Source organism: Mucilaginibacter terrae (genome assembly GCF_031951985.1).
GTDB lineage: Bacteria > Bacteroidota > Bacteroidia > Sphingobacteriales > Sphingobacteriaceae > Mucilaginibacter > Mucilaginibacter terrae_A.
The window spans coordinates 2,839,662-2,852,344 of the sequence record NZ_JAVLVU010000001.1 but is presented as its reverse complement, the minus strand read 5'-3'; the positions used below and the strand labels follow the sequence as shown (position 1 = coordinate 2,852,344).

At 43.8% G+C, this 12,683-nt stretch carries 13 protein-coding genes and 1 pseudogene; 3 read left to right on the top strand and 11 right to left on the bottom strand.

Going from position 1 to position 12,683, the window contains the following annotated elements:
* Positions 1–2: 2 nt before the first annotated feature.
* Positions 3–860, top strand: coding sequence for a DUF4349 domain-containing protein (locus QE417_RS12075; protein WP_311950255.1), 858 nt, complete (start codon positions 3–5; stop codon positions 858–860).
* A gap of 68 nt (positions 861–928) precedes the next feature.
* On the opposite strand, the gene QE417_RS12070 is transcribed toward QE417_RS12075, so the two are convergent.
* The 4 genes from QE417_RS12070 to QE417_RS12055 form a co-directional block, all read right to left on the bottom strand.
* Entirely contained in the window at positions 929–1,675 is a 747-nt protein-coding gene (locus QE417_RS12070; RefSeq protein ID WP_311950253.1) for a 2-phosphosulfolactate phosphatase, read from the bottom strand.
* 133 nt (positions 1,676–1,808) lie between these two features.
* Positions 1,809–2,912, bottom strand: a complete 1,104-nt coding sequence (gcvT, locus tag QE417_RS12065; protein ID WP_311950251.1) for a glycine cleavage system aminomethyltransferase GcvT — start codon at positions 2,910–2,912, stop codon at positions 1,809–1,811.
* A 57-nt stretch (positions 2,913–2,969) separates the two neighbouring features.
* Complete coding sequence (locus tag QE417_RS12060; RefSeq protein ID WP_311950249.1) at positions 2,970–4,178, bottom strand: glycosyltransferase family 4 protein; 1,209 nt, start codon at positions 4,176–4,178, stop codon at positions 2,970–2,972.
* 52 nt (positions 4,179–4,230) lie between these two features.
* Entirely contained in the window at positions 4,231–4,884 is a 654-nt protein-coding gene (locus QE417_RS12055) for a ribonuclease HII (protein WP_311950248.1), read from the bottom strand.
* Between the two features lie 127 nt (positions 4,885–5,011).
* Here QE417_RS12055 and QE417_RS12050 point away from each other — a divergent pair, with 127 nt between their 5' ends.
* A complete protein-coding gene (locus QE417_RS12050) occupies positions 5,012–5,626 on the top strand; it encodes a DUF1684 domain-containing protein (RefSeq protein WP_311950246.1) in 615 nt (204 codons plus the stop codon).
* 3 nt (positions 5,627–5,629) lie between these two features.
* Here the strand turns inward: QE417_RS12050 and QE417_RS12045 are convergent, their stop codons facing one another.
* Complete coding sequence (locus tag QE417_RS12045; protein ID WP_311950244.1) at positions 5,630–6,868, bottom strand: PP2C family protein-serine/threonine phosphatase; 1,239 nt, start codon at positions 6,866–6,868, stop codon at positions 5,630–5,632.
* Between the two features lie 38 nt (positions 6,869–6,906).
* Positions 6,907–8,037 carry an ABC transporter permease gene (locus tag QE417_RS12040; RefSeq protein WP_311950242.1) on the bottom strand — a complete coding sequence of 377 codons (1,131 nt, stop codon included), beginning with the start codon at positions 8,035–8,037 and terminating at the stop codon, positions 6,907–6,909.
* Between the two features lie 290 nt (positions 8,038–8,327).
* Between QE417_RS12040 and QE417_RS12035 the strand changes: the two genes are divergently transcribed.
* The gene (locus tag QE417_RS12035; protein ID WP_311950239.1) at positions 8,328–9,008 is read left to right on the top strand and encodes an OmpA family protein; all 681 of its coding nucleotides are present in this window, start codon (positions 8,328–8,330) and stop codon (positions 9,006–9,008) included.
* Between the two features lie 72 nt (positions 9,009–9,080).
* On the opposite strand, the gene QE417_RS12030 is transcribed toward QE417_RS12035, so the two are convergent.
* The 5 genes and pseudogenes from QE417_RS12030 to QE417_RS12010 all read right to left on the bottom strand — a co-directional run bounded on the left by QE417_RS12030 (position 9,081) and on the right by QE417_RS12010 (position 12,670).
* Complete coding sequence (locus QE417_RS12030) at positions 9,081–9,374, bottom strand: phosphoribosyltransferase family protein (RefSeq protein ID WP_311950237.1); 294 nt, start codon at positions 9,372–9,374, stop codon at positions 9,081–9,083.
* Positions 9,301–9,588, bottom strand: coding sequence for a phosphoribosyltransferase family protein (locus QE417_RS12025; protein ID WP_311950235.1), 288 nt, complete (start codon positions 9,586–9,588; stop codon positions 9,301–9,303). Before QE417_RS12025 ends, QE417_RS12030 begins: the two co-directional genes overlap by 74 nt.
* A 105-nt stretch (positions 9,589–9,693) precedes the next feature.
* Positions 9,694–10,083 carry a hypothetical protein gene (locus tag QE417_RS12020; protein ID WP_311950233.1) on the bottom strand — a complete coding sequence of 130 codons (390 nt, stop codon included), beginning with the start codon at positions 10,081–10,083 and terminating at the stop codon, positions 9,694–9,696.
* Positions 10,084–10,167: 84 nt separating this feature from the next.
* Positions 10,168–11,641: pseudogene (gene rlmD, locus QE417_RS12015) on the bottom strand (23S rRNA (uracil(1939)-C(5))-methyltransferase RlmD).
* A gap of 192 nt (positions 11,642–11,833) precedes the next feature.
* Positions 11,834–12,670, bottom strand: a complete 837-nt coding sequence (locus tag QE417_RS12010; RefSeq protein WP_311950231.1) for a DUF5694 domain-containing protein — start codon at positions 12,668–12,670, stop codon at positions 11,834–11,836.
* Positions 12,671–12,683 lie beyond the last annotated feature (13 nt).

The following is a 12,683-nucleotide window of genomic DNA, read 5'->3' as shown; positions in this document are numbered from 1 at the left end:
ATATGATACGATTGCTTTATGCTGTGTTTTTTATAACTTCATTAGGGGCATGCCAAAGTGGAGGCAAACAGGAAGGGTACAAAGTGCAGGAAGTGGCATTGGCTCCTGCTCCGCCAGCACAGTCATCAATGGATGAAGCTGTAGCAGTTGATGCCATTAAAATGCCTCCACCAGTTGAAGATAAAACCATTGAGAAAAAAATTATTAAAGAGGGCTCTATTGCCTTTGAAACCAATGATTTAAAAGCCACCCGGAAAATTATTACCGATAGCCTTAAAAAGCATGGTGGTTACGTTGCGGAAGAAACCGAAACTAATAACAACGGTGCCGACCGCAAAGAATATACCCTTAGCGTGCGCATTCCTGCCCAAAACTTTGAAAAGTTTTTAAGTACGGTTTCTGCATCGGCCGATCGTATAGAATCGAAAAATATTACGGTAAAAGACGTGACCACCGAATTTATTGATGTCACCACCCGTCTTAATAATCAAAAGCTGCTCGAAAACCGGTATAAGGAACTCCTGCAAAAATCGACCCGGATGTCCGATATACTGGAGGTGGAAAACAAGCTGAATGAGATACGAACCAACATTGAAACCACCCAAGGCCAGCTAAATTATTTGAACAAACAAATAGCCTATAGCTCTCTCAATATCACTTTTTTTACTGAAACACCTATAAAAGGAACAGATGGCAATGGGTTTGGTTATCGCTTTAAATCTGCACTTAGTGAAAGCGTAGAGCTATTACAAAGCATCTTCTTTGGACTGATAACCTCGTGGCCTGTTGTGCTAATAGTTATAGTACTTTGGTTTTTATTCAGGCGATGGAGGAGGAAGAGACGGGTTGCGAATAGTTAACGATACTCCCATATTATAATCCGTCATGCCGATATGCATCGGCATAACGGATTATATTGTATTGCAGATTACAACTTAACCAGCTTCTCTCCCTCTAAAACAGGGATGGCCGTGGTGAGATCTATCTGCAGGCAAAAGGCAATATCTTTTTCGATGCCCAGTTTTTTGAGGCGCTCACCGTGCGAGGTTTTTTTGAGATACTCGCTAATGTCGTTTTTCCCTAACTGGAACAGGTCGTTTGCGGCAATGGCGGGGTCGTCAAGTTTGTAGCCGTCGGCTTTTAGCTGCTCAACTACGGCTCCGGCAAACAGCGTATCTTCGAGGTTGAAGTTGTTTTTCCAGCCCGAACATACCAGCAATATATTGTCATGCTGTGTTTTTAACCAGTTGCAAAGCGCGGTTAGATTTAAGAACGAGCCTATCACTATTTTTTTTGCATTACGCGATAAGTGCAGGGCGTGGGTGCCGTTGGTAGTAGTAAGTACCACAGTTTTACCGGCCACCTTTTCGGGCGTGTAAGCAAACGGCGAATTACCAAAATCGAACCCTGCCACCACTTCACCGTTACGCTCGGCAGCTAACAGGTAGTCAAACCCCTTTTCGCGGTAGGCGGCGCATTCTTCCACTTCCGATACCGGGATGATAGCCTCGGCACCATTTTCTATGCCGTAACTGATAGATGTGGTAGCGCGAAAAATATCGATGATGACCACAATATAGTCTTCAACTTTATACAAAGGAATGAGTGCCGGGGTAAGGCAAACTTCTAACCCCCTAACCCCCTGAAGGGGGAATTTATCTTGTTGTGTGTTCAAAATTTCTATTCTATACCATATGTCATTGCGAGGAGCGTAGCGTGGCAATCTCCTCTTGCTTGGTTGAAACGCGATGGGATTGCCACGTCGCTATCGCTCCTCGCAATGACACATTTTAATTACTGCGAAATTGCTATTGAGCTCCCCCTTTAGGGGGCTGGGGGGTAAACGGTAGTTTAACCACCTGCGCCTTCACCTTATTATCGCGGATTTTAATGAATATCTCGCTGCCCTCTTTGGCTAAAGCCTGGTTTACGTATCCCAATCCAATAGCCTTTTGTAACGATGGCGATTGCGTACCTGAGGTTACCCTACCGATGTTATTGCCATCGGCATCCACAATTTCATAATCATGGCGGGGTATACCGCGCTCGGTCATCTCAAAGCCCACCAGCTTTTTGCTGATGCCTTGTTGCTTTTGCTGCTGTAAGGCTTCCGAATTGGTAAATGGCTTGCTGAACTTGGTGATCCAGCCTAAACCGGCCTCTAATGGCGATGTGGTATCGTCAATATCGTTACCGTACAAACAAAAGCCCATCTCTAAACGCAGGGTATCGCGTGCGCCTAAACCAATAGGTTTTATGCCGAAAGGTTCGCCTGCTTTAAATACGGCTGCCCATATTTCTTCGGCGTGCTCGTTGTCAAAATAGATCTCAAAACCGCCTGCACCAGTGTAACCCGTGGCCGATACCACAACGTTATCAACACCGGCAAATTTGCCTTTTTTGAAAGTGTAATATTCCATCGAACCCAGGTCGATGTCGGTTAAGCTTTGCAAAGCCTCCGTAGCTTTAGGACCTTGTATGGCCAGCAGCGAGGTGCGGTCCGAAATGTCTTTCATTTCCACACCGTAGGTGTTGTATTTGCTTATCCAGTTCCAGTCTTTCTCAATATTGGATGCGTTGACTACCAGCATGTAGGTTTTATCGTCAATGCGGTAAACTAAAAGATCGTCAACAATACCACCGTCTTCGTTGGGCAGGCAAGAGTACTGCACTTTACCGTCGTATAATTTCGAAGCGTCGTTGCTGGTAACTTGCTGGATGAGGTCGAGCGCCTTATCGCCCTTTAATATAAATTCGCCCATGTGGCTTACATCAAAAACCCCTACGGCTTTGCGCACGGTTTCGTGTTCGGAATTAATGCCTGCGTATTGCACGGGCATATTATAACCAGCAAAAGGCACCATTTTGGCACCCTCGCGTATATGTACTTCGGTTAAAGCGGTATTCTTCATTTTTTTGAGAAACAGTAATAGTATTTGCGGGCGCAAATTACTAAAAAAAGGCCAAAATCAGCCATTAAGCAACTGCTCGTAAAAGCTTACAAGGCGTTCGTTGGTCTTTTGGGTATCATGCTGTTCCTGCACCAGTTTGCGGGCACTCAAGCCTATACGCCTGCAATAATGCTCATCCTGTATGCAACGCTTAATGGCGCGCCTAAATTCTTGCGGGGTATTGGCTATCAATATATTTTCGCCGTGCGAGTGGTTAATGCCCTCTGCTCCCAGCGATGTAGATATAATGCACTTTTGCATGGCCATACCTTCCACAATTTTTACGCGCATGCCCCCGCCCGATAGCAGCGGAACCACCATTACGGCCTTACTGTTCACAAACTCCAGCGCATCATCAACCTCACCGTGAATGAATATTTTGCCAACCACTTCATAATCATCAAAGCGTTCAGGTATGTCGTTGCCGGCCACATAAAACGGGGCCTTGAGGTCGCCGTCGGCCAGTTCGGTTGCAAAATTATCCAGGAACCACTCAATGCCCTCCCGGTTGGGCAGCCAATCCATAGCGCCTAAAAAGAAAAGACTGGGGAACCTGGTAACCTTATGATCAGGTTTGTACCGGCTAAGGTCAAGTCCAACGGGAATAATCTCCACTGGTATTTTACTATTACAATATTGTTGTATGGCTTCCTTATCCTGGTTGGTGAACACCGCTACAGCATCAAAAAGGTTAAACTGTTTGAGTTCAAAATCTTTAATGCGACGGGCAGTTAGTTTTAAGTAGAATCTTTTAAAGGGATCGGTTTTTTGTTTAGCCATCCGTTCCCATACCATGTACTCAATATGGTGCGCCCTGTAAATGAGCCTTGCTTTAGTAACTTTACGAATGGCTGGCAGGTAAGGCGTTACAAACAAGCCTTCGAACTGGATAATGTCATAATTGCCATCTTTAGCCTCCTGCAATAGCCGGCGTTCAAAACCGGCATCAAAATAACGTTCAACCGTATATAATTTCCCGTTAAATAAACTCAAAAATGCTTGCCCTGCCGATACGCTGGTATCAATACTGTGCGAATAATAGTTAGTCGGGGCGGTATGGTTTACGGTATTATTATCGTGGTAAACCTTGTGTTTTTTAGGGTTTAGTGAAAATAGTGAAACATCATGACCCGAATCGATAAGCCCCTTAATGGTGTTGCCCACCACAATGGGGTAACCGCTATTTTGCGGAAACGGAGCGAGATGGGTAACAATTAAAATTTTCACAAGAGGCTATTGGTTGTTAGCAAAAGTATTAACCCCTTATTGGTATTCAAAATTAAAAGATACTTAGTTGTGGATTTGTGACATTAAAAGTACGCCGGTGATGCGGGGTAAAGCCCAATTGCAACACGGTGTTGCGATGTTTAATGGTTGGATAGCCTTTATTAGTATGCCAATCGTATTCGGGGTGCTCAAGAGCCAGCTTTAGCATGTGGTCGTCGCGGTAGGTTTTGGCCAAGATAGAGGCAGCCGCAATGCTGAAATACTTGCCATCGCCCTGTATAATGCACTGGTGGGGCGTAGTTTGATATTTATTAAACCGATTACCGTCGATAATCAAAAAGCCGGGTTTAATATGTAACGCGTCTATAGCGCGGTGCATGGCTAAAAACGACGCATTGAGGATGTTGATCTCGTCAATTTCCTCGTTACTAACCGATGCCACGGCATAGGCCACGGCGCGTTCCTCAATTTCGGTACGAAGTAGGTAGCGGTCGGCTTCGGAGAGTTGTTTAGAATCGTTAAGCAGACTGTGCTCAAAATCGGGCGGTAAAATAACGGCAGCGGCAAAAACAGGCCCGGCCAAACACCCACGACCAGCCTCATCGCACCCGGCTTCTACCAACTCGTGCTGATAGCGGGCAAGGAGTGGAAACTTTTCTACCGGTGCTTTGATTTTTAAAACAGGTGGGCGTTTAGTTTTAGCCATGCTTTTTGGATAACGCTTTGTATTTGCAATTGGTATATTGCTATGTTTTTTTACCAACTTCAAATTTCTTCAAAAAAACTTCAAATTTGTATTTATTATTAAAATGATTTATCAACCTATAACTGTTATGGGAAATACTTTAAAAGCATGCATTACGCTGTTCATGCTCATGGCCGTTTATTCAACAAGTTACTCGCAAAGCCATAAACAGGAAATTACTGCGTTTAGAAAGCATTATATTGAAGATTTTTTGAAGAATAAAAGCTCCCCTTTAAAGGAAGATGATTTGAAGTATCTGAGATTTTTTGAGCCGGATAGCAGCTTTCGTGTAGAGGCTAAGGTGGAGTTGGTAAGTAATGCGGGGGTTTTTACCATACCAGCCATAAGCGGAGGTGGAAGCGAATACACCAAGTATGCTGTATTAAGTTTTACTATTAAGGGTAAGGTTATGACGCTTGAGGTTTACCGTAATGCGGCCTTATCCCGTATGCCACTATATGCTGATTATCTTTTCCTGCCATTTACTGACGAGACCAATGGGAAGGAAACATATGGTAACGGGCGATATATTGATTTGCGTGAGGGAGATTTTAAAAACAACAAACTAACACTCGATTTTAATAAAGCTTATAATCCATATTGTGCTTTTGCATCGGGATATGCATGCCCCAAACCTCCACAAGCAAATAATTTACACGTAGCTATTGAGGCGGGTGAAAAAAACTTTGCCAAAGGTCATTAATACCTATGTTATCCGTAACGTTAATAACGTAATATCATCAATACGCTTGCCTTTAATAATACGGCTAAGATGGTCCATTAAATTTTGATTGAATTGCGACGATGGTAGGTGGCCGTTTTCGGTAATGTAAGTTACCAGTTTGCCTTCGTTCCATCGTATGTCTTGCTCCAGATCGTAATCCATTAAACCATCAGTGTAGTTAAAAACCATGCTGCCGGGTTCAACGGTAACTTCGCCCTGGGTAATAAAAGGCAGCTCGTCGAAAACACCAATCATGGTGGTGCCCGTTTTTAATAGCTGGGCAGTTTTGCCGTTGAATAAAACGGTAGGGTTATGGCCGGCGTTGATGTAGCACAGCTTGCGCGATTTTTCGTTGTATTTGGCTACAAACAGGGTTATAAAACGCTCGCCTTTGGTGTTGAGGATAACAATTTGATTTAGCTTTTTTACAACTGCAGACAGATCGTCTTCAACCGTGGCCCAGGCGCGTAAGCTGGCCTGGAAGTTAGCCATGAGCAAAGCTGCCGAAATTCCCTTGCCCGACACATCGGCTATGCACCACAAAAACTCATGATCGTTGAGGCGGAAAAAGTCGAAGTAATCGCCGCCGATATCCTGGTGGGGCAGGTATTTGGCGCTGGCCTCAATGGCATTATCTTTATGAATTTTAACCGGGATGAGCATGTTCTGCACTTCAACGGCCAGCTCCATTTCGCGCTGAAAGCGTTCGGCCTGCAAGCGCTCGCGAAAAAGTTTCTTGTTTTCGAGGGCTACAACAATTACGTTAATGAGCGTTTGCATAAAGTTAAGGTCATTGCTCATCATTTCACCCGAAAGGGTAAAATCACCGATCAGGGCATATGCAATAGCCTTGTTTTTATGGTAAATAGGTATGAAATAATTGTAACTGCTTAATACGGCATCGGTATACCCGGTTAGTGCGGTGGGAGTTTTTACTTTTTTAAGCAGGGTACAGGCTTTGTGCAAAACCGACACGCCTTCAAACTCGCCTCCGTATTTTGAAACGCACACGTAACTACCCTGCTTTTCGATGAGGAAACGCAGTTTACCAACCTGCAGGTAGTTTTTCAGGATAACTTCCAGCATTTGCAGTAACACAGGGGCCGCTGTATTTTTATTAATAGCCTGTGTTACCTCCAGTAAAGAGTTTAATTCCCACTGCCTTTTAAGGAGCAGTTTAATTAACTCATCTTCGCCCGAGCCTTCGTCAATATTCTGCATTCGTAGTTCTGTAGACGCCCTAAATTAGAAAATATATCTTATAACCTAACGTTTTGCGATTTTATATCAAAAGCATCACGTAATCCCGTGGTTACCAGGTTAAAAGCATACACCATCAGCATAATGGCAAGCCCCGGAATGATGGCCAGGTAAGCCGCATCCATTACAATATAGCCGTAATGTTCGCGTATCATGCCTCCCCAGGTGGGCACCGGCGGTTGCGCACCAAAACCCAAAAAGCTCAAACCCGCCTCCAGCAATATGGCCGAAGCAAAGTTTGATGCCGCTACAACCAGCACCGGGCCTGCCATATTAGGCAAAATATGCCGCCAAATAATGCGCCGGTTGTTATAACCTAAAGCCCGTGCGGCTTCAATATATTCGGCTTGTTTTAGGCTGATGACCTGTCCGCGTACCAACCTTGCGGCTTCCACCCACATGGATAAGCCTACTGCTATAAATATTTGCCATAACCCTTTACCAAGCGCAAAGGATAAGGCAATAACCAACAGTAACGCCGGTAATGACCATAGTATGTTCATTAACCAGCTCAGCGCCCCATCAACCTTACCACCATAATATCCGGCCAGCGCACCTATAGTTACACCAACCAGCAAACTGATGAACACGGCCATAATACCCACGATTAATGATATACGGGTGCCCAATATAATGCGGCTCAATAAATCGCGGCCATAAATATCGGTGCCCAGCCAATAGGTGCGGGTTACAATGTGCTCTTTAATTAACTGTACGGAATTAAATTGCTTTTGGTTTTTTGTAACTGCCTTTAAATGATAGGCTTTGCGTTCAGGCTTGTCCTCATCGCTCAGATACTCGTTTATGATAAGCGAATCGGCTTTGATGTGATACCCGGTAATAGGTATTTCCTGATTAGGGGATGATGTGCCTCCTATTATACCCGCAAATAAACCAGTATTGTCAACCGCATCGGGCTTAGGAAGCAGCAGCAGTGTAAACTTTGCGCCGGGCTTTTTAAGGCTCAACGGTAACGACATGTTATTGGCGTTGGGCGAACCATCGGGCATTATTAAGTATCCAAGCAACGCTGTTAAAACCGATAGCACAATAATAGCCAAACCAGCCATAGCCGCTTTGTTTCTTTTAAAAGCAATCCAGGTGCGTTGTGCGGGTGTTATATCAGTCAAAATTGGCTGGTGTGGTTGTTTGGTTCAATATCGTTTATTTATTCAGTATTGTGAAATCAATAATGTTACTGCGTATGGCTTAGTACACACAAATTGTCATTTCATACTTAAATGGCAGCATGAGCAATACACTAAGAATGGCAGCTAAGTGGTTTGGGTTTGATTACAAATTAAACTATTTAATTGGCAGGCGTCAAACCAAACAAAGTGAGTTAATATGATCGTTTATAAAACACTTTGGCAAGAGATTTGTAATCTTGAGGCACAAGACAAATTTTACACACATCAATATGAAAACTATAAATTTTAAAACAGCCGTTGTAGCTGTAGGCTTAGCTGCTGCCAGCTTAGTAGGTTCGGGCTGTAATTCGTTAACAAAAACCCAAAAAGGCGCTGCTATTGGCGCAGGTGCCGGTGGTACTATTGGTGCCATTATAGGCAAAAGTGCCGGTAATACTGCATTAGGTGCTATTATAGGTGGTGCAGTGGGAGGTACTGCAGGTGCTTTTATTGGTCGTAAAATGGACCGCCAGGCTGCCGAAATTAAGCAAACCGTTCCGGGTGCAACTGTTGAGCGCCAGGGTGAAGGTATATTGGTAAAATTTGATTCGGGCATTTTATTCGATGTAAATAAAACTGCGTTAAAAACAGCTGCGCAAACTAACCTAAACAACCTGGCTACATCATTAACTAACAACCCGCAAACCAATATTTTAATTGTAGGCCATACTGATAATACCGGTAGCGCCGCACTTAACCAGGATCTGTCGGTTCGCCGTGCCGAATCGGTTAAGGCTTACATTGCATTACACGGCGTAAGCGGGTCACGTTTAACCACCAGTGGTAAAGGCTTTAACGAACCTATTGCCGATAACAGTACCGAAGCCGGTCGTGCACAAAACCGCCGTGTGGAAATTGTTATTATAGCTAACGATCAATTGAAACAAGAAGCTAAACAAGCCGGTAACTAATACCGTATTTTATATAAACAGCAAAGGCTGCTCCATTACGGGCAGCCTTTGCTGTTTAATATCAATATGTCCTTATCCTAAATACACGGCATCATCTTGGCCAGTTTCGCTTAGCGATACGTATACGTGTTGTTTAATAACGGTTGACAAGGCCACGCCGGCATAATCGGTACTTACCGGGAAGTTTTTGTGGTTACGGTCTACCAGTACCACGGTGCGCAGCTTTTTAAGCGGAACATCCAAAAACACACCAAAACCATAGGCCAGGGTTTTGCCGCTGTTTAAAACATCATCAACCAGTATAACTACCTTGTTTGGCGCAAATATTAATATCAGCATCCAGGTTTGCTTCGAGATGATTAGCATCTTTATCGATCTCAATATTGATCATGGTGCAGGTAAAGGGTGCAATTTTTTGAAGCACGGCCTGTATACGGCGTGCAATCACACTTCCCTGCGATAAAATGCCTGCAATTACGATCTCCTGCTCGTCGTAATTGTCTTCGAGTATCTGGTAAGCAATGCGGTCAATCTTTTGCTGTATTTGCTGATGATTGAGTATTAAAAGCTTTTCGGCCATGGTATTAGTTGTGGGTTAACCGTTGTGTGTTGTGTGATTTTTTTGATTGATGGCAGAGTGTTTTTACTGACAACAGATAACTAACAACACACAACAAATATAAAGTTATTCCTTGCCGTATGGGAAAAATATAAAGTTGGCGCCCTCGGGTACTATGGCAAACACGCACATAAAATCGTGGGCACTTTTGTAATTATCAATAAAGCGCTGTTTAAGCTCCGGTTTAATTACACCTTTTTGCACAAACTCTTCAAGGGTTGAGGCATTGATGTTCCAATCGGTATTTAAATCGGCCTTGTCTAAAATCAGTTCGCCTAACGACACCTCATGCTGGTGGGCAATAAATATGGGGTAAGCCGATAAGCCTTCTACCATAATTTCAACCGCTATCTCGCGCATCGATTCGCTGTATAGGCGTAAATCAACCTCAAGGCTTTGAAGCGGGCTTTGCTTTTTCTGATTATTATTTTCGTTTAATAGTTCTTCAGGGGTCATAGCTTTTAAATTTATTATTGAGCGGGGAGCGGTGTTTTGGAGAGGCGGTATGGCATTATAATGCTTACTGCTCTGATAAAGTATTTAAATTGTTTCTTCCAATCCTCGCTCCTCGCTCTCCGTAGCTTCGCTCCGTCTTTGCTCTTCGCTTTTCAATTCCAGTAATACCACATTTTCTACGTGTTGTGTATGCGGAAACATATCAACCGGCTGAATTTGGGTTACGTTATACTTAAGTTTTTAAAACAATTAAATCGCGGGCTTGTGTGGCGGCGTTACAGCTTACGTAAACAATTTTGGGTGCTTCAATTTCCATGAGGCGGTCCACCACATCGGCATGCATACCGGCACGGGGCGGGTCGGTGATGATCACGTCGGGTTTGCCGTGCTGAGCTACAAATTCGGCGTTGAGCACATCTTTCATGTCACCGGCGTAAAATTTGGTGTTATGAATATTGTTTATGGACGAGTTTACTTTAGCATCTTCAATGGCCGATGGTACATATTCTACACCAATAACTTCGCGCACATGCCCAGCCACAAAATTGGCAATGGTACCGGCTCCGGTGTACAGATCATATACTAACTCATCGCCTTTAAACCCGGCAAAATCGCGGGCTATTTCGTACAGGCGTTTGGCTTGTATGGCGTTAGTTTGGTAAAACGATTTTGGCCCAATGCGGAACTGTATATCATCCATCTTTTCGTGAATGTACTCGGGGCCTTTCCAGGCCAGTACGTCCTGGTCAAAAATGGTATCGTTTTTCTTTTGATTGAGAATGTACAGCAGCGAGGTGATCTCCGGGAATTCCTGCTCTACGTAACTCATCAGGCCGTTAACTTCTTCTTCAGTTGCATAGGCAAAAACCACAATTACCATCAGTTCGCCGGTTACGGCTGTACGGATAATAAGGTTACGCAATGCGCCCGTATGCTCACGGACATCGTAAAAACTCAGGCCATGTAGCTTGGCGTAATCGCGTATTTTAAGGCGAATATTGTTAGATGGATCGGCCTGCAGGTAGCAGTGGTTAATATCCAGTATCTTATCAAAGCGGCCGGGAATATGAAAACCGAGGGCATTCATGTCTACGGCTTCATCGGTACGGTTTTCGCCGTCGTTTAGCCAGCGTTTGTTACTGAAAGTATATTCGAGCTTATTGCGGTAGTAACGGTCGGCAGGCGAACCTACTATGTATTGGGAGTGACTTACATCCAGCTTGGCCAAACGGGTAAGGGCATCGGTAACGGCCTTTTGCTTAAATTGTAGCTGGGCATCATAGGTCATATGTTGCCATTTGCAACCGCCGCACGTGCCAAAATGCTCGCAAAATGGTTCAGTGCGATGGACTGAAGGTTGTTTGAGGGCTGTTATTTTGGCTTCGCCAAAGTTTTTCTTTTTGCGGTAAACTTCTACATCAACCACATCACCCGGAACGGCTTTCTCAATAAACAATACAAAATCTTCGGTTTTACCTACACCTTTGCCCTCTTCGGCAATATCAATTACCGCAACGTTTTCGAACATTAAGTTGGGGCCTCTTTTACCTTTTCTCATCAGGCTGCAAAGGTAGGTATTAGCAGCGTAACTTGGTAACAGGGAGCCTTATCTACAGTAAGCTATATGTAAAGCGGCTGTTTATCTTCAATTTTTCTGTTTAAACTTTCAGGATTATGCGATTAGCACTGGTGCTAATTGATGTAATCATGCATTGTGTTAAATTGGTGGCAGTCTCCCGTTCAAATCACCTTACTTATCCAAATATTTATTCACTTCCACTACCTCAAAATCGGGATTGTCTTTAAACAGCTGCTTCAAGATGTGCATGTGGCCTGCCCCAAATATAACCAGCACACGCTTATCGGCAGGGGTGATGTTTTGCAGTATGTTGGCATAAATTTTTACGTTACGTTTATACCATTCGCCCACCAATTCGGCACCTATATAGTTTTTGCCGGCACCTACACGGGCAAATACATAGTTATATATGTAATGATTGTGATTAAGCAACTCTTCGGGGCGATTTAAGTAGGCAAGGTTTTGTTTAACGGTATGATTACTGATATAGTTATTGAACCATTGCGTGTATTGTTCAAAATACTTTTCCATTTGCTTAACATACTCAATTTGCATACTGTCGGCATATTTTTCAACTTCCGGGGCCAGCCATTTGCCTTCGGCATCGGCGCAGTAAATATGATCGTTGTTAAGTTGTTTAGCCAGTTTTAGCCCTATCTGGAAACGCTCGCTTACTACCTTGGCCGGAATATCCCATTTCCCGGCTTTGTAAAGCTGAAATAAACTATCGGCTTGTGCCTGAAAGCTGCTATTGCTCTCGGTGAATATCTTTTTGGGGGCAAAGCGGGCAAGAGCATTGTTAAGCTCCTGTATTTGTTGTTGACGCTTCGGGGTGCTGTAATCATCAACCCTAACATTAAACTTATCGGCACCAGGGTTGGCAAAGTGATAGGTCCCTAATAGGACGATTTTAATTTTTTGCTTAGGATGCACCAACGAATCCTGGGCAACCAAAAGGTTAGGGCAAAGCAAGGCCAATACTATTAAAAGGCATTTTAAAATATTCATAAATAGTGATAAG